The organism is Pseudarthrobacter sulfonivorans (assembly GCF_014712225.1).
In the GTDB taxonomy this organism is placed as follows: domain Bacteria; phylum Actinomycetota; class Actinomycetes; order Actinomycetales; family Micrococcaceae; genus Arthrobacter; species Arthrobacter sulfonivorans.
On sequence record NZ_JACXBW010000013.1, the window covers coordinates 119,251 to 136,695 of the forward strand.

Genomic DNA, 17,445 nt, shown 5'->3' on the forward strand with positions numbered 1-17,445 from the left:
CGGGCCGGTCTAACCGACGGGGAATTCCGCGCCCAGAGCCGAGAGCACCCCGTGCGCCTTCACCCGGATCTCGTCGTACTCCTCGTCCGGAACCGAGTCGGCAGTGATGGCACCGCCGACGCCGAGAGTCAGTTCCGCCGTCGCTGCGTCTTCGGTGCCGCCTGCGGAAACGCCGTCCCCAGTAGTGCCGTATGTGCGTTCTGCCCCGTCCCCGGTAGTGGTGACCAGCGTCCGGATTGCCACGGCCAAATCAGTGGCTCCGTTCAGCGAAAAGTAGCCGATCGCACCCGAATACAGGCCCCGCGGGCCGTCCTCCAACCGGTCCAGGATGGCCATGGTGCTGATTTTCGGGGCGCCGGTCATGGATCCGGCCGGGAAGCAGGCGGCCACCGCCTCGGCCCGCGGTGAACCGGGCATCAACCGGGCGTCGATGGTGCTCACCATTTGGTGCACCGTGGCGTAGCTTTCGATCTCGCACAGCCTGCTGACAGTCACGGATCCGGGCTCGGCGAAGTGGCTGAGGTCGTTCCGCAGCAGGTCCACGATCATGATGTTCTCGGCACGGTCTTTGAGGGACGCTGCGAGATCTTCCCGCAGTTCCCTGTCCTGCTCCGGATCGGCACCCCGGCGGCGGGTGCCCTTGATGGGTTCGGCGCGCATACCGCCGTCGGACGTAATGCGGAGGAAGCGTTCCGGCGAGGTGCTGGCCACGGTCAGCCCGCCAAACCGCAGGTAGCTGGCGAACGGTGCAGGGTTCCTCCGCCGCAGGCCCAGGTAGGTGGGCCAGGGGGCTGCCGCGGTGGCCGGCAGCCGGGCCGTGAGCGTGGTGGTGAGGCAGACCTCGTACGAGTTCCCCTCATGGATTTCGTGCTGGGCGGCCGCGATTTTCTGCTTGTAGGACACTTCGGTGTCGCGGCTGCTGAATGCTGGTGCTCCGGGAAGTACGACGCCGGTGCTGCCGCCGGCTTGAGTAGCCGGGGCTGGGGTAGCGCCGGCTGGGGTAGCGGGCGCTGGGGTGGTCGCGGCGCCGGCTGCGTTGACGGCGCTCCGTGCGGCGGCCAGCCAACTGTCCGCATCAGGTGCCTCCAAGGCCAGGAGCCAGACCGTTCCCTCGACATGGTCCACCACGACGGCCCGGCCCGCGAAAATCAGCGCCGCGTCGGGGGTCGGCGACGTTACGTCCGAGCCGCCGGTTTCGCGCTTGAGCTCGTAGCCCAGGCAGCCCAGCCAGCCGAGGGTGAAGTCGCCGGGGTAGCCGTCGGGGGTGCGGACGGCCCTGCGTCCCCAGACCGTGTCCAGCCAGCGGAAGAACGGGCCCGGCACCCGTGCCGTCGCGGAGCCTGCGGTAACCACACTTTCGCCGGAGCGGTGCGCGACCGACTGGCCGTACGTTCCGGCGTCGTCCGCCAGAATGCTGAAGCGGCTGCGTTCGGTGGCGGGCGACTGCTGCGGCGGGGGACCCGCCGGCGGTACTGCCGTCGCGTTGGAGGAGTCCAGCCAGGCGGCGTGCACCGAGCTGCCGTACAGGGAAGCGAACAGGGCTGCGGTGTCCGGCCGGCCGTCCAGGCGCTCCGCCCGGAGCCGCAGGCCGCGGCGGGCGGCTAGTTCCGGAACCAATACCGGTCCAAGCACGGGGAGGTAGGAGAGGGCTTGCAGGACGTCCGCCGGAGCCGACCCGTCGGCAAGGTTGAGCACGCGTATATCAGCGTGCCCGGGGACGTCGTCTTCGGCGAGCCAGTCATTTTCCTGCGCTGCCCACTGTTCCCAAAACGGCTCGTACGTGCCGCCGTCACGTTCAAGCGCCCGCTTCCGGCGGACGTTGTCCGGTGAATCGGCCCACACGACGGCGCTCACCAGCGGCCTGGCTTCCGCGGCAGCGGCGCCCACTCCCTCGATGATCACGATTTCCGCGGGGAGGGTGACGCGGATATCGCCGTCGTAGTGGTTTGCCCAGTCCCAGCTGGTCCACGTGGCCGGTTCGCCGCCGCTCAGCGGTGCCAGGACGGTGGAAACGTAGCGTTCGATTCCCGCCGCCAGGCCGTTCCAACCCGGGTAAATGTCCTCGAGATGGAACAGGGAGACCTTGTGGTGGTTCCGCAGCTGTGCAGCCAGTTCGATAGCCAGGGTGGTCTTGCCTGCGCCGGATCGCCCGTCAATGGCGATGATCACAGGTGCGGGGGTCATGAAATAGAGCGTACCTGCTGTCTTAGCTGCGGCTGCCGGGTTCCCCGGCCGAGCGCGGCACGGACGTGCTCAATGATGCCCGGCACGGCGCCATGGATCTGGTGCCAGACGGTGTCGAAGTCCCGGTGCCCGCCGTACCAGGGATCTTCGATGCCTTGGTCCAGCAGGTCATGGCCGGCGACTGCGGGGTCGAAGCTTCGGAGCATACGGACCTTGTCCATGGATTCCTGGTCCGGCGCTGCGTCGCGGAGCCAGGCATAGTGGTCAACGTCCAGGGCAAGGATCAGATCGCGCTCGCTGAACCAGCATGCCTGCCACTCGCGGGCCACGTGGTGCTGGGAACTGAGCTTGGTGATGGCCAGCCGACGGGCCGCCCGCGGATCAATGGGCCGCCCCGCCTCGTAGCCAGTGGTTCCAGCTGAGTCCACGCTCACCTCTGCGCCCAGCCCTTCCGCCCGGAAGGCCGCAGCCAGCATGATTTCGGCCATCGGCGACCGGCAGATATTGCCGGTGCACACGGTGATGATCCGGTATGGGCTCGACGGTGAGTTCATAATGCTAAGCATGCGTGCTATTGGACGTCCCTGGCTAGTCCGACGTCATGAATCTTTACAGGTTTGTGAAGTGCGACGTAAATCCGGTCAAGCCTGTTGGGTGGGGCCGGTTCTAATGGATCACTGCGAGCAGAATGCCCACTGCGACGAAGAGGACCCCGAAAATCCGGCTCAGGATCTTTTGGCCATGGGCGTTGTGGGTGAAACGTTGGAAGGACTTGGCGGCCAACGCGAAGAAGAACCACATGACCAGGATGTCTATCACCACCACCGTGGCCGTGAGCACTGTGTACTGCGGCAGGAGCGGCTGTTCGGGGCGGATGAACTGCGGCATGAAGGCGAGGAAGAAGACGATCGCCTTGGGGTTGAGCAGGTTGACCCACAGGCCGCGCCGGAACATGGACCAGGCCGGCTCGTTCCGGAGCGCGGCCGCCTGTTCCTGATCCAGGCCCGGTTTGCTCAGGAACTGGCGGACCCCCAGGTACACGAGGTAGGCGGCGCCGGCGTAGCGGATCACGTTGAAGGCCACCGGTGAGTTGGCCACCAGGACGCCGACGCCGAGCGCCACGATGATCACATGGACCACCAAGGCTGCCTGCTGGCCAAGGATCCCCCAGATGGAGCGGCGGAACCCCGATGTCAGCGAGTTGCTCATGGTGTTGATGGCGCCGGCACCCGGGGTGAAGCTGATCAGGACGCCGGCACCCGCGAGCGCGAGCCAAAGGGAGAATTGCACCCGTCAAGTTTAGTGGCAGTTCACCACAGCGTAGTCACGGGTTCAAAGGCCTGGAGATTTTCATCGGCCGTCACCAGCGTCAACCCCTCGACCATGGCCTGGGCCGCGAGGATCCGGTCGAAGGGGTCCTTATGCTCCCAGTCCAGTTGACCGGCTGCCAGTGCATGCGGAGCCGAGACGGGGAGCTCAGATGCGTACAGGTGAGCCACCTGCCGGGCGAAGCTGGTCACGATCGCAGTGCCGGAAGGGAGCTTGCCCTGGCGGTGTTTGTAGGACAGCTCATAGGCTGTCACGGGGGAGACATAAACCTGGTTTTCCAGTTTGGTGATGGCGCTCCTGGCCTTGCCGGAGAGGCGTTTAGGTTCTGAAATCGACCACAGGAAAACATGGGTGTCCAGCAGCAACTGCGTCATTCAACAGCCCCCATTTCCTCATCCGTCCACGGTTCGTAGAACGAGTCGGGGACGTGGAGCGGGCCCAGGAATCCAAGTTCGCGTTTGTGCGGGCGCTCGATCTTCACGAGCCGGGCAACGGGCCGTCCGGCCTTGGCGATGACCACCTCCTCGCCTCGCTCAACAAGGTTCAGCAGTTCGGAAAGCCGCGTTTTTGCGTCTTGGACGTTGTATTGCCCCATGTTGACCAAGTCTAGTTGGTCAACCTCAGCTGTGTAAGGCTCAGCCCAGTATTCGTTCTCCCCGCAGTAGCTCATGGCTCGAGGCTATGGTCCGGGCCGCGCGGAATGAAGCCCCGGCCTCCGCTATGTGGAAAACCAGGCTGTACATGCCTTCAGGCCCGCGCGATGACCTCGCCGTTCGGGATCAGGAACCAGCCGTCGTCGGTGGATCCCCAGCGGTGCCAGCCCGCGGAGATCCTGGCGAGGTCCGCGGCGTTCGCGAAACCGTACTCCAGGGCCTGGTCTGCGAAGGCCGAATGCAGCACCCGCTCGCCCCACACCCGTGCCTGCCACCTCCGCTGCTGCCCTGTGGCGTAAAGCCAGTTGCTGCTGGTGGGCGCCACGTCGGTAAAGCCCGCCGACTGGGCCCAGGAAACCAGACGGCGTCCGGCGTCGGGCTCGGCGCCGTTGCGGCGGGCGATCTGCTGGTACAGGTCCATCCACTCGTCAAGTTCCGGCAGGGACGGGTACCAGCTCATGCCGTGGAAGTCCGCGTCCCGCACGGCCACAATCCCGCCGGGCTTCGCCACCCGCCGCATCTCCCGCAGCGCCTCCACCGGATCGGTCAGGTGCTGCAGCACCTGGTGGGCGTGGACGACGTCGAACGTCTCGTCCTCGAAGTCGAGGTCATAGATGTTGCCGGCCACGAACTCCGCGTTGGTTACCCCGCGTTCAGCGGCGAGCGCCGTGGCCTGGGCGATGATGTCCGGCGAGCGGTCCAGGCCGGTCACCTTGCCCGGTGCCACCAGCGCGGCGAAATCGCAGGTGATGCTACCCGGTCCGCAGCCGACGTCGAGCACGGATGTTCCGGGGGTGAGGTGCGGGATGACAAAAGCCGCGGAATTTTCCGCGGTCCTGGAAGCGTGGGCACGGACCACCGATTCGTGGTGGCCGTGCGTGTACACATCGTCGTCTTCAGGCTGCTGCGCACTCATAACCAAACGCTACCGCCGCTACAGCGCGAATGGGAGGAGCCGCCGTCGTGCGTTCCACCCAACTAAGTAGCAGCACATGTCGTTTTGACCGCCCAAAACGACACCTACTGCTACCTACATGGGCGGGCCGGACTCAGGTGGCCGAAGCGCCGGGGAGGCCGGGCCGCCGTCGGACCCTTCGTGGCGGGCGGCGACGGTTGCCTCCACCATTGCGGTCATGAACCGCGTGACCAGCTCCAGTTCCTCGGCGGAGAACGCCGCCATGGCCGTCCCCATGTGGCGGGACAACGGCATGAACATGGCCCCGCCGTCCCGGAAGGCCTTGGGCGTCATGCGGAGCTGGACCTGGCGGCGGTCGGACGCATGCCGTTCGCGGACCACGTGGCCGGAGTTGTCCAGCCGGTCGATGAGGGCAGTCGTGGCCGGGGAGCTGAGGTGCAGTTCCTTCCTCAGGACGCCGGGGGTGACCACGAGGCCCTTGGCGGTGTGGCGCATGATGACTGCCAGCGCATTCAGGTCGGTGCGGTGCATGTCATTCCGCGCCCCGGCGGAGTCCACGTACCGGTTGGCTTCGAGCGTGAAGTCCTGCAGCAGGCGTATCAGGGACTGGGGGCCGGAGTCAGGCGGGCGCTGGAGCGGCTCGTCCGTCATGTCCTGCCTCCTTAGTTCGCTGGTGTGGTCCTGCATCCGGGCTGGTGCCGGTCCTCGCTGGTGCCTTGACGGATATTACTGCAGCAGCGCCGTCCGCGGGCCTTCCACGCCAAAACGGAGTAGAGCCACAGAATCGCATGACAGCCACTTATCTCTATGGTGGAGATACTCTATGATGGAATCAATTGTATGCCTCCATTCCCCGGCCCCGAAGGAATCATGAAAACCAGTCCCCAACACAGCGCGCGGGTCCCGTTCTGGCTGCGCTGGCTCATTCCAGCGCTTCTGGTGCTGACGTGGCTGGCCGTCGCCGGCGTCGGCGGACCCACGTTCGGGCGCCTCAGCGAGGTCTCCTCGAACGACCAGGCGTCCTTCCTTCCCGCAAGCGCCGAAGCCACGGCCGCGCAGGACTGGCAAGCGAAATTCCGGGATTCCAACGAAGTGCCCGCCGTCATCCTGATCGAAAGCGGGTCCGCGTTCACCCCGGCCCAGCTGGGCGGGGCCGCGGGCCTGAAAGCCGACCTTGAAGCGCTGAAGCTCGGCAGTACCGTGATCGGTCCTATTCCGTCCGAGGACGGCAAAGCCGTCCAGTTCATCGTCCCCGTCGATTCATCCGGCGAGCTGAAGGAGGCCGTCAAGGAGCTCCGAACCACCGTTGCCGACGCCGCTCCCCCGGGCATGCAGACGTTCGTCACGGGACCTGCCGGCCTGGCCGCAGACCTGACCAGCGCCTTCGCCGGGATTGATGGCATCCTGCTGCTGGTGGCCCTGGGTGCCGTCTTTGTGATCCTCCTGGTCGTTTACCGCTCCCTGCTTTTGCCCATCGCGGTGCTGCTTACCTCCGTGTTTGCGCTGTGTGCCGCCATCCTGCTGGTGTTCGGCATGGCCAAACTCGGCTGGATTCAGCTGAACGGCCAAAGCCAGGGCATCCTGTCCATTCTGGTGATCGGTGCGGCTACGGACTACGCGCTGCTGTACGTGGCACGGTTCCGCGAGGCCCTGACCCACACGCGCAACCGGACCGCTGCCGTGCTGACGGCATGGAAAACCTCAGTGGAGCCGATTGTGGCCTCCGGCGCCACCGTCATCATCGCCCTGCTCTGCCTGCTCTTTTCCGACCTGAACTCCAACAAGGGCCTGGGCCCGGTGGCGGCTGCAGGCATCCTCTGCTCGCTGTTCGCCGCGCTGACGCTGCTGCCCGCCTTGATGGCGCTCCTGGGCCGCGCCGCGTTCTGGCCGTTCCGCCCCAAGCTGGTCCCGGAGGATCAGCGCGAACCGGAACTTGTCACCGGCCTGGAAGGGCAAAAGGGCATCTGGCGCGCCACGGGTTCGCTGGTCTCCCGCCGTCCGCGCACCGTGTGGATCGCTTCAGTCCTCCTGCTGCTGGTGGCATCGGCAGGCATCCTGCAGCTCAAGGCCAACGGCGTCCCGCAGACGGACGTCATCCTCACGGCGTCCAACGCGGTTGACGGCCAGGACGCGCTGGCGCGCCATTTCGACGCCGGCAGCGGCAGCCCCGCCGTCGTGGTTGCCGATGAGGGCAAGGCTGACGAAGTACTCGCGAAGGTCAAAGCGGCCGACGGCGTGGGAGACGCCTACCTCCTGGCTGCAGGCAGCGTGCCCATCACCGGAGCCCCCGGGACTCCCGGCGTCCCCGATGTCCGCGAGGGCAAGGTGCTGATCAACGCCACGCTCAACTACGCGGCGGATTCCATCGAAGCCGAGGACGCCGTCAAAACCCTGCGTAAGGATGTAAAAACGGTTGACGCCGGCGCACTGGTGGGTGGCGTGACCGCCACGGCCCTCGACACCAACACCACGGCACAGCGCGACCTGGTGATCATCATTCCGGTGGTGCTGGTGGTCATCCTCTTTATCCTGATGCTCCTGCTCCGCTCCGTGGTGGCGCCGGTCCTGCTGGTGCTCTCCGTGGTGCTGTCTTACGGCGCTGCCATGGGCGTGTCCGCTTTGGTCTTCAACAACCTGCTGGGCTTCCCCGGTGCTGACGCCACGGTGCCGCTGTTCGGATTCGTCTTCCTGGTGGCCCTCGGCGTGGACTACAACATCTTCCTGATGAGCCGGGTGCGCGAGGAGTCGTTGAAACACGGGACCCGGCCGGGCATCCTGCGCGGGCTGGGTGTGACCGGCGGCGTGATCACCTCCGCCGGCGTGGTGCTGGCCGCCACCTTTGCGGCCCTGAGCATCATCCCCATCATGTTCCTGGTCCAGCTGGCGTTCATTGTGGCCTTCGGGGTGCTGCTGGATACCGTGCTGGTGCGTTCGTTGCTGGTCCCGGCCCTGACCTACGACATCGGCCCGCGCATCTGGTGGCCCGGCAAACCCGGGCGCCCGGAGCTGGATGCCGCCGTGCAGCGTGACGCCGCCTCCGGCGTGGAGCTTGAAGCCGAGGCTGCCGGCCGTCGGTAGGCAGGGGTGTGGGGGTGCGCGCGGAGCCTCAGCCCTGCGAGCGCCACCAGGCCACCGTGGCCGCGGCGGCCTCTGCGAGGGGTGTTGGGCGCAGGCCCAGGGCGGCCTGGCTTGCTGCGGAGTCCATTATGAAAGGCTTGGCGAACTGGTAGAGGGTTTCGGTGAGCTCCCGGAGGTCCTTCGAAAAGATGCCCATGGCCCGGAGCACCCAACCCGGAAGGGCTCCCACTTTCGGCGCGGCCGCTCCGCCGGCTTCTGTGAACGCTGTAGCCAGCTGCCGCTGCGTCACTGCCGGCCCGGTGGGGGCATGCCAGACCCTGTTCCAGAGTGAGGGCGTCAGGGCGGTCCGGATCATCGCCGCCGCCAGGTCCGGCACGTAGGTGAACGAGTGGGGCTGGTCCGTGCTGCCGATGACCCACAGCTTCTTTCCGGCCACCACGGGTGCAACCATGCGCTCGCCGCCGTGGGAGTTCCGGACGTGCGGGCCGAAGAAGTCGCCGGCTACCACGCTCACGGTATTGGCGGGGGAGGCGTCCCTGGCCAGGAGCAGTTCGGTGCGGATCCCGCGTTTGCCGCCCTGTGCGGTCCGCGGGCCCGCCTCTGTCATGGGGCGTTCCGGCTCGCTGTAGGAGTAGAGGCTTTCGGGGAAGACGACGACGGCGCCCGCCTCGACCGCCGCGGCCAGCACCGTTTGTTCGGCCCGGGGGAGTTCCGCCCGCCACGCGTCCGCCGTGTAGGAGGAGCCGTGGATGCAGTGGAAGACGGCGCTGGCGCCGGCGAACGCGTCCCGAACCTGACTGGCGTCCTGGACATCAACGGTCAGCCGCTCCACCAGCGGATGCTCAGGGCCGCTGCCTGAACGGGTGAGAACCCTGACGCGGTTGCCCTGCCCGGCCAACTGTTCTGCCACCGTCCAGCCGACAGGACCTGCTCCGGTGACGACGTAAAGATCGTTCATGACTTCCCCTCCAGGACTTCCTGCACTTTGAGAGCACCGCTCTCCCATAAGAGTGCACCCCCGCCCAGCAAAGGTCAAGAGCGGTGCTCTCAATTGTTGACACTGCTCTGCTTTGTGTCATGCTGGAGCGATGAGCGACGTTGCCGCAAGCGCGGAACCCACCCTGCGCACCCCTCGGGAGCGGGCCCGCGCCCAGACCATCGCGGACATCGTCCGGCTGGGCCGGGAACACCTGGCAACCCATGGTGCGGCGGCATTGTCGCTCCGTGCCGTGGCGCGGGACCTGGGTGTGGTGTCGTCCGCCATCTACCGCTATGTGGCCAACCGCGACGAACTCCTCACGCTCCTGCTGGTGGATGCCTACAACGAACTCGGCGATGAAGTGGGCGCAGCCGTGGGCGCCGAGCCCGAGCAGGACTACGCAGGGAGGTTCCGGGCGCTGGGCCTGGCCCTCCGGACCTGGGCCCTGCGCGAGCCTGCGCGCTACGGGCTGCTGTTCGGCAGCCCGGTGCCGGGCTATCAGGCGCCCGCCGGCCAGACCACAACACCCGGCACGCGGGTGATCTACAGCCTGGTCGGGATCCTCGACGCCGCCTACCGCGCCGGTGAGCTGACGCCGCCGCCCGCGCGCGCCGCCGTCGTGCCTTCTGCGCTGGCAGCCGACTTCGACGCGATCCGCGCCGGACTCGGGCTGGCCGTGCCTGACAGCCTCCTGGCGAACGGAACCCTGGTGTGGACGTCGCTGTTTGGTGCGGTGAGCTTCGAAGTCTTCGGCCAATATGGCGCCGACACGTTCAGTGCCCGCGACGAACTCTTTGCGCACCATCTCGCCGTCCTGGCGGCGATGGCAGGCTTCACCGGGGGTTGAGCCGCCCCGGCGTGTCAGGCCACGCGCTTCCGGCGGCGGGTGGAAGTTCGGCCCGCGGATTTCCGGGGGCGCCCACCGATGACGGCGCCAAAAGCCTGCCCTGCGTGACGCGTTGGGGGAGCCGGGGGAGCAGTCGAGGCCGGCGGAATAGTAAGCCTACTGCCCTTTCGCTTCGGCGTCCTCCGGGTCTAGCCTGATCAGCAGAAACTCTTTCGCCGCCGCAAGAGCCAGGGAGACCCGCATGGCTGACCGTATTGCCGATATCTGGGGAAGCCGGACGCCCTATGGCCGCGGCGGGCTGTGGCCGGTCCGGGTGGACCAGGCGCTCGACGGCGGCTTGCAGGAAGCGGACATTGACCGCTGGGTGCAGTCTGCCTGCGTCCTGTGCAGCAACGGCTGCGCCTGCGACATTGCCGTCAAGGACGGTGCCATGGTGGGCATCCGGGGCCGGGCCGGCGACCTGGTGAACCATGGGCGGCTGGGGCCGAAGGGCCTGTTCGCCAGCTGGCAGGGAGTCTCGCACCAGGACCGCCTCACACGCCCGATGATCCGCGAGCACGGGCAGCTGGTGGAATGCAGCTGGGACACAGCAATGGGCCGCATTGTTGCGAGAAGCCAGGAACTGCTCCGGACCAAGGGTCCGCTGAGCCACGGCTTCTACACCAGCGGCCAACTCTTCCTCGAGGAGTACTACGCCCTGGCCGTGATCGGGAAGGCCGGCATCGGTACCCCGCACATGGACGGCAATACGCGGCTGTGCACAGCCACGGCGGCGGCTGCGCTGAAGGAGTCCTTCGGCGCCGACGGGCAGCCGGGAGCGTACGAAGACATCGACCACTGCGACGCCATCTTCCTGTACGGGCACAACATGGCCGAGACGCAGACTGTCCTCTGGTCCAGGGTGCTCGACAGGATCGCCGGCCCGGACCGCCCGAAGATCGTGTGTATGGATCCCCGTGACACCGAGGTGGCCAGGTATGCGGACGTTCATCTAGCGCTGAGGCCGGGCACCAACCTGGCGCTGATGCACGCTTTGGTCCGTGAGGTCCTGCAGAACGGCTGGGAGGATTCGGCTTACCTCAGCGATCACACCCTGGGGCTTGAGGACCTCCGGAAGGCGGTGGAGCCGTGGACTCCGGAGGCCGCGGCCGAAACCTGCGGTGTGGCGGCCGCGGACATCCGGGAGGCGGCAAGAATCTTCGGAACCTCGGCCCGGGTGCTGTCCACCGTGCTGCAGGGGTTCTACCAGTCTTCCCAGGCCACGGCCTCCGCCTGCCAGGTCAACAACCTGCACCTGCTGCGCGGCATGCTGGGGCGCCCCGGCTGCGGGTTACTGCAGATGAACGGGCAGCCCACCGCTCAGAACAACAGGGAATGCGGTGCCGACGGCGACCTGCCGGGCTTCCGGAACTGGGAAAACGAGGACCACATCAACGAGCTGGCGAAGCTCTGGAACGTTGACCCCGCGATCATTCCGCACTGGGCGCCCCCCACGCACGCGCTGCAGATTTTCCGTTACGCGGAGCAGGGCTCCATCGAATTCCTGTGGGTGTCGGCCACCAATCCTGCCGTCTCCATGCCGCAGCTGCCCAGGATCCGGGAGATCCTCGCCAGGCCGGAGCTCTTCCTCGTGGTCCAGGACCTGTATCTGACGGAAACAGCCCAGGCGGCCGACGTCGTGCTCCCCGCCGCCGGCTGGGGCGAGAAAGCCGGGACGTTCACGAACGCAGACCGCACCGTGCACCTTTCGGACAAGGCCGTGGAACCTCCGGGCGAAGCCCGCCCGGATCTGGATATTTTCCTCGATTACTCCCGCCGGATGGACTTCAGCACGCAGGACGGTGCACCCCTGCTGCCATGGACCGGGCCCGAGGAAGCGTTCGAAGCCTGGAAGGAATGTTCCCGGGGCCGGCCCTGCGACTACTCAGGCATCAGCTACGAAAAGCTCCGGGGCGGGAGCGGCATTCCCTGGCCGTGCAACGACGACTATCCCGATGGCCGGGTCCGGCTCTACAACGACGGCGTGTTCCCCACGGACCCTGGATACTGCGAAAGCTACGGCCACGACCTCCTCACCGGCGCATCCATTCCTCCGACGGAATATAAGGCTGCGGCTCCTGCCGGCCGGGCCTTCCTGCGCAGCGCGGAGTACACCCCGCCCCACGAGGAGCCGGACCAGGAATTTCCCCTCCGCTACTCCACGGGGCGCACCGCCTACCACTTCCACACGCGCACTAAGACAGGCCGTTCCAAACCGCTGACGGCGGCCGCGCCGAAGGCCTGGGTTGAAATGGCGCCGGCCGATTGCGAAGAGTTGGGAATCTCCGAGGGTGATCTGGTGAGGGTTTCGTCCCGGCGGGGCAGCATCGAGGTCCCTGTCCGCGTCAGCGGCATCCGGCCGGGCAGCGTCTTCGCGCCCTTCCACTACGGCTACTGGGATGCCGGCGGCGTTCCGGGGGAGCACCCCACTGCCGCCAACGAACTCACCCTTACCGAGTGGGACCCGGTGTCCAAGCAGCCGGTGTTCAAGAATGCAGCGGTCAGGGTGGAACGGATCGGAGGTGCCACCGGGCCCGCTCCGGCACCGACCACGACGGCGTCCCGCCCTGCCGGGGCAACCAACGTTCCAGCCACGAGGGGTGGTCCGGACGCTGAAGCATCTGAGCTCCTGGCGGCCGCCGCTCCGCCGCAGTTTCCAGGCGCCGTAAACTCCGCCGGAGGCCGGTCATGAACCTCAAGATCTACCTGGGCATGCTCCGCAGGACTGAAGTGACGCTGGCAGAATCGTTCGTCGAAGTTGCGGAAGGTCACGGCGAGGAGCCCGACGTGTACTTCCTCTGCCTCACCCTGGCGCGGCAGTGCCTGACCCACCAGGAGAAGCTGGAGGCCGTCGTCGGACGCTACGGAGAGGAAGCCTCGGACAGCGAGCCGGAGCGCCTCCATGCGGCTGGCCTCTCCCAAACCCGAAGCGGGCCGGTAGGCCTGCTGCGTGACCTCCAGGACCTGTACCTCCTGGCCAGCTTTGTGGACATCACCTGGACCATGGTCAAGCAGGCCGCCTCCGCCCTCCGCGACGAAGAGCTGCTCGCCGTGGTGGCGGAGTGCGATTCGCAGACCTCAACCCAGCTGAAGTGGCTGCAGACGAGAATGAAGCAGGCAGCTCCACAGGCGCTCGTGGCCGCCGGCGAATGAGCGGCTGCGGGTTGCAGCCACCCCTGTCTAGCCGGGCCCGTGCTGGGTAAAATCCAAAGTGCGCCCGCATGGACGCGGAACCTCGAGGAAGAGATGCCACCATGAGCGAAAATCATGACTCCGCAGCTGCAGACCAGGCCCGAAAAGCCAGCACGGCTCCGGGCCTGGAGGGTGAAGGCGGCCAGTACGTGGAAGGCGACTACGGTGACGCCGGCGTGGTGGGCGGCGTGGACGAGCCGCAGCCCGAAGGGGGCGACTATCCGGAGGGCGACTACGGCGACGCCGGAACGGCCGGAGCCGCCCGTGAAGAGGACGCCATCCGCGAAGGACTGACGGACGGCCAGGTCAACACCACCGACGAAGAGCGCGGTCCCCTGCATGGGTGATCCCACCACGGGCAGCCGCGCTACCGTTCTCCGAGAGCGAAACTAAAGGAGTCGCCGTCGGACCCGCCCCAAAAAGCCCGGAATGACGGGGAGCCGGGCGATCTCCACACGGCACAAAATCCAAAGTTGAGCGCACTGCGCTCAACTTTGCATTGACATCGTTTGCGAGCTGAGTAAAGTTGAGTGCAGAACGCTCAATGAGGGGCGCCAGCAAGTTTCCAAGAAAAGAAGGAAGCAACACATGTCACGTGCAGTAGGTATCGACCTCGGAACCACCAACTCCGTCGTCTCCGTTCTCGAAGGTGGCGAGCCCACCGTTATTGCCAACGCCGAGGGTGGCCGCACCACGCCGTCGGTCGTTGCATTCTCCAAGACCGGCGAAGTCCTGGTGGGCGAGATCGCCAAGCGCCAGGCCGTCAACAACATCGACCGCACCATCGCCTCCGTCAAGCGCCACATGGGCACCGACTGGTCCGTCGCGATCGATGACAAGAAGTACACCGCGCAGGAAATCTCCGCCCGTGTGCTGATGAAGCTGAAGAACGACGCCGAGTCCTACCTCGGTGAAAAAGTCACCGACGCTGTGATCACCGTTCCGGCCTACTTCAACGACGCCGAGCGCCAGGCCACCAAGGAAGCCGGCGAAATCGCGGGCCTGAACGTCCTGCGCATTGTCAACGAGCCCACCGCGGCAGCACTGGCCTACGGCCTGGACAAGGGCAAGGAAGACGAACTCATCCTGGTCTTCGACCTCGGCGGCGGCACGTTCGACGTCTCCCTGCTCGAAGTGGGCAAGGATGAAGACAACTTCTCCACCATCCAGGTCCGCTCCACCGCCGGTGACAACCGCCTCGGCGGCGACGACTGGGACCAGCGCGTTGTTGACTACCTGCTGAACCAGCTCAAGGTCAAGGGCATCGACCTGTCCAAGGACAAGATCGCCCTGCAGCGCCTCCGGGAAGCTTCCGAGCAGGCCAAGAAGGAACTCTCTTCCTCCACCAGCACCAACGTCTCCCTCCAGTACCTCTCCGTCACCCCCGACGGCCCGGTCCACCTGGACGAGCAGCTGACCCGCGCCAAGTTCCAGGACCTCACCAAGGACCTGCTCGAGCGCACCAAGAAGCCGTTCCACGACGTCATCAAGGAAGCCGGCATCAAGCTCTCCGAGATTGACCACATCGTGCTCGTCGGCGGTTCCACCCGTATGCCCGCCGTCTACGAGCTGGTCAAGGAACTGGCCGGCGGCAAGGAGCCCAACAAGGGCGTCAACCCGGATGAGGTCGTCGCAGTCGGCGCCGCACTCCAGGCCGGTGTCCTCAAGGGCGAGCGCAAGGACGTCCTGCTGATCGACGTCACCCCGCTGTCCCTGGGCATCGAAACCAAGGGTGGTGTCATGACGCACCTCATCGAGCGCAACACGGCCATCCCCACGAAGCGTTCCGAGACCTTTACCACGGCAGACGACAACCAGCCGTCCGTGGCCATCCAGGTCTTCCAGGGCGAGCGTGAGTTCACCCGCGACAACAAGCCGCTGGGCACGTTCGAGCTGACCGGCATCGCGCCGGCCCCGCGCGGCGTCCCGCAGGTTGAGGTCACCTTCGACATCGACGCCAACGGCATCGTGCACGTCTCCGCGAAGGACAAGGGCACCGGCAAGGAACAGTCCATGACCATCACCGGCGGCACAGCGCTCTCCAAGGAAGACATCGACCGCATGGTCAAGGACGCCGAGGAGCACGCAGCCGAGGACAAGGCCCGCCGCGAGGCAACGGACACCCGCAACACGGCCGAGCAGCTCGCCTACTCCGTGGACAAGCTGATCGCCGACAACGCCGACAAGCTGCCTGAAGAGGTCAAGACCGAGGTCCAGGCCGACGTCGACGCCCTCAAGAAGGCACTCGAAGGCACGGATGACGCCGCCGTGAAGAACGCGTTTGAGAAGCTGCAGGCTTCCCAGAGCAAGCTGGGCGAAGCCATCTACGCCCAGGCCGGTTCCCCGGACGGCGCCACGGGCGCTGCGGGTGCTGAAGGCGCTCCCGCAGGTGCTGCAGGCGGCGAGAAGGCGGCTGATGAGGACATCGTCGACGCCGAGATCATCGACGAAGACGAAGCGAAGAAGTAGCCATGCCGCACCACGGTAACGAGGAAGAGCACAACTCATCCGCAGACCAGGGCAACGGCCACCAGGAGCCGGTCATCCGGGACAACCGCAAGGTTGACCCGGTGACCGGGGAGGCCAGGCACCCGGAGGGCGAGCAGCACGCTGCGGCCCCGGCGGGTTCTGACTCCGCGGCCGACGCTGTTGACTCCGACGGCGACGCCCTTGCCCAGGCCGAGGAGATCCTTAACGGCATCGAGGTGCCGGCTGAGGAATCCGTGGCCCAGGGTGCAGGACACGCGGAAGCTGCCGAGCTGAAGAACGACCTGCTCCGCCTCCAGGCTGAGTACGTCAACTACCGCAAGCGCGTTGAGCGCGACCGGGCCGTGGCAGGGGAGATGGCCGTCATCGGCGTCCTGAACTCCCTGCTGCCGGTCCTGGACGACATCGACGCCGCCCGCCAGCACGGTGACCTCGCGGACGGTCCGTTCGCGGCCATCGCCACCAAGCTGGAGACCGCGCTGAAGACGTACGGCCTGGTTCGCATCGCCGAGACCGGCGTGGAGTTCGATCCGAACATCCACGAGGCCCTGATCCAGCAGTCGGGCGAGGACATCGAGGTTGACACCGTCAGCCAGGTGCTCCGCTCCGGCTACCGGTCAGGCGACCGGGTCCTCCGTGCAGCACAGGTTATCGTCGCGGTTCCTGCGTAGCATTACCCACATCGAGATGGCAGTTCGCGGCAGTGATTCGCAAGAACATTGCCGTGAACTGCCATCTCGGCTCAGACTTTGAAAGGAAACGCCATTGGCTAGCCAGGATTGGGTGGACAAGGACTTTTACGCGATCCTTGGTATCGCCAAGGACGCTTCCGACGCCGACATCAAGAAGGCATACCGGAAACTTGCCCGCCAGCACCACCCGGACACCAACTCGGGAAACGCTGCGTCGGAGAAGAAGTTCAAGGACATCTCCGAGGCCTATTCGGTGCTCTCCGACCCGGACGAGCGCCAGCAGTACGACGCCATCCGCGCCATGGGCGGCGGCGCCAGGTTTGCGCCGGGCGGCGCCGGGGGCGGCAACGGTGGCTTCGAGGACATGTTCGGCGGGCTGTTCACCGGGAACGCCGGCCGCCATGCCGGCGGTTTCAGCACCTCCGGCGGCATTCCGCCCGAGTTCGCGGACCTGTTCGGCGGCGGCTTCGGCGGCCAGACCGGTTTCCAGCGCGGACCGCAGAAGGGCGCGGACCGCACGGCGACCACCAGCATTTCCTTCGCCGGCTCGATCCGCGGCACCACCATCGGCCTGCGCGAACCCAGCGGCGACGTCATCGACGTCCGGGTTCCGGCGGGTATCAAAGACGGCCAGAAGGTACGCGTCCGCGGAAAGGGCCAGCCCTCACCTGCCGGAAACGGTGACCTGATGGTGGCCGTTTCGGTCAAACCCCACGAGTTTTACACGCGCGACGGCGACAACCTCCGCATCCACGTTCCGGTCACCTTCCCGGAAGCTGCTTTGGGCGCTGACATCGAGGTTCCCACCATCGACGGCGAAAACGTGAAGGTCCGCGTTCCGGCCGGCACACCCTCGGGCCGCACGCTCAGGGTGAAGGGCCGTGGCGTGAAAACGTCCAAGGCGACCGGCGACCTTCTGGTCACCATCGACGTCGCGGTTCCCAAAAACCTGAACAAAGAGGCTGAGGCGGCCGTGAAGGCCTTCGCCGAAGCAACTTCCGACGCCGATGTCCGGCAGGGCCTGGCCGCCAAGGCCCGGCTGTAAGCAG

General features: G+C 66.4%; 16 protein-coding genes. 8 read left to right on the forward strand and 8 right to left on the reverse strand.

Annotated features, from left to right (window positions below):
• Window positions 1-9: 9 nt before the first annotated feature.
• From IAQ70_RS16660 to IAQ70_RS16690, 7 genes are all read right to left on the reverse strand, one after another.
• Complete coding sequence (locus IAQ70_RS16660; RefSeq protein ID WP_190990435.1) at window positions 10-2,184, reverse strand: chorismate-binding protein; 2,175 nt, start codon at window positions 2,182-2,184, stop codon at window positions 10-12.
• Complete coding sequence (locus IAQ70_RS16665; protein WP_190990469.1) at window positions 2,181-2,738, reverse strand: low molecular weight protein-tyrosine-phosphatase; 558 nt, start codon at window positions 2,736-2,738, stop codon at window positions 2,181-2,183. Before IAQ70_RS16665 ends, IAQ70_RS16660 begins: the two co-directional genes overlap by 4 nt.
• 112 nt (window positions 2,739-2,850) lie before the next feature.
• On the reverse strand, window positions 2,851-3,474 hold the full coding sequence (locus tag IAQ70_RS16670; protein ID WP_190990436.1) for a LysE family transporter: 624 nt from the start codon (window positions 3,472-3,474) through the stop codon (window positions 2,851-2,853).
• 20 nt (window positions 3,475-3,494) lie between these two features.
• Complete coding sequence (locus IAQ70_RS16675) at window positions 3,495-3,887, reverse strand: type II toxin-antitoxin system VapC family toxin (RefSeq protein ID WP_190990437.1); 393 nt, start codon at window positions 3,885-3,887, stop codon at window positions 3,495-3,497.
• The gene (locus IAQ70_RS16680) at window positions 3,884-4,183 is read right to left on the reverse strand and encodes a type II toxin-antitoxin system Phd/YefM family antitoxin (RefSeq protein WP_223860202.1); all 300 of its coding nucleotides are present in this window, start codon (window positions 4,181-4,183) and stop codon (window positions 3,884-3,886) included. Before IAQ70_RS16680 ends, IAQ70_RS16675 begins: the two co-directional genes overlap by 4 nt.
• A 77-nt stretch (window positions 4,184-4,260) precedes the next feature.
• Window positions 4,261-5,082, reverse strand: coding sequence for a methyltransferase domain-containing protein (locus IAQ70_RS16685; protein ID WP_190990438.1), 822 nt, complete (start codon window positions 5,080-5,082; stop codon window positions 4,261-4,263).
• Window positions 5,083-5,196: 114 nt separating this feature from the next.
• A complete protein-coding gene (locus tag IAQ70_RS16690; protein WP_190990439.1) occupies window positions 5,197-5,733 on the reverse strand; it encodes a MarR family winged helix-turn-helix transcriptional regulator in 537 nt (178 codons plus the stop codon).
• A 219-nt stretch (window positions 5,734-5,952) separates the two neighbouring features.
• Here IAQ70_RS16690 and IAQ70_RS16695 point away from each other — a divergent pair, with 219 nt between their 5' ends.
• Window positions 5,953-8,160 carry an MMPL family transporter gene (locus IAQ70_RS16695; protein WP_190990440.1) on the forward strand — a complete coding sequence of 736 codons (2,208 nt, stop codon included), beginning with the start codon at window positions 5,953-5,955 and terminating at the stop codon, window positions 8,158-8,160.
• A gap of 28 nt (window positions 8,161-8,188) precedes the next feature.
• On the opposite strand, the gene IAQ70_RS16700 is transcribed toward IAQ70_RS16695, so the two are convergent.
• Entirely contained in the window at window positions 8,189-9,118 is a 930-nt protein-coding gene (locus IAQ70_RS16700; RefSeq protein ID WP_190990441.1) for an NAD-dependent epimerase/dehydratase family protein, read from the reverse strand.
• 130 nt (window positions 9,119-9,248) lie between these two features.
• Between IAQ70_RS16700 and IAQ70_RS16705 the strand changes: the two genes are divergently transcribed.
• From IAQ70_RS16705 to IAQ70_RS16735, 7 genes are all read left to right on the forward strand, one after another.
• Complete coding sequence (locus IAQ70_RS16705; RefSeq protein ID WP_190990442.1) at window positions 9,249-9,986, forward strand: TetR/AcrR family transcriptional regulator; 738 nt, start codon at window positions 9,249-9,251, stop codon at window positions 9,984-9,986.
• Between the two features lie 241 nt (window positions 9,987-10,227).
• Complete coding sequence (locus tag IAQ70_RS16710) at window positions 10,228-12,717, forward strand: molybdopterin oxidoreductase family protein (protein WP_190990443.1); 2,490 nt, start codon at window positions 10,228-10,230, stop codon at window positions 12,715-12,717.
• Window positions 12,714-13,178 (forward strand): hypothetical protein, encoded by a 465-nt coding sequence (locus IAQ70_RS16715; RefSeq protein ID WP_190990444.1) that lies wholly within the window; start codon window positions 12,714-12,716, stop codon window positions 13,176-13,178. Before IAQ70_RS16710 ends, IAQ70_RS16715 begins: the two co-directional genes overlap by 4 nt.
• Window positions 13,179-13,279: 101 nt before the next feature.
• The gene (locus tag IAQ70_RS16720) at window positions 13,280-13,564 is read left to right on the forward strand and encodes a hypothetical protein (protein WP_190990445.1); all 285 of its coding nucleotides are present in this window, start codon (window positions 13,280-13,282) and stop codon (window positions 13,562-13,564) included.
• 241 nt (window positions 13,565-13,805) lie between these two features.
• The gene (gene dnaK / locus IAQ70_RS16725) at window positions 13,806-15,686 is read left to right on the forward strand and encodes a molecular chaperone DnaK (protein WP_190990446.1); all 1,881 of its coding nucleotides are present in this window, start codon (window positions 13,806-13,808) and stop codon (window positions 15,684-15,686) included.
• A gap of 2 nt (window positions 15,687-15,688) precedes the next feature.
• Window positions 15,689-16,375 (forward strand): nucleotide exchange factor GrpE, encoded by a 687-nt coding sequence (locus IAQ70_RS16730; protein WP_190990447.1) that lies wholly within the window; start codon window positions 15,689-15,691, stop codon window positions 16,373-16,375.
• Window positions 16,376-16,469: 94 nt separating this feature from the next.
• Window positions 16,470-17,441, forward strand: coding sequence for a DnaJ C-terminal domain-containing protein (locus IAQ70_RS16735; RefSeq protein ID WP_190990448.1), 972 nt, complete (start codon window positions 16,470-16,472; stop codon window positions 17,439-17,441).
• Window positions 17,442-17,445 lie beyond the last annotated feature (4 nt).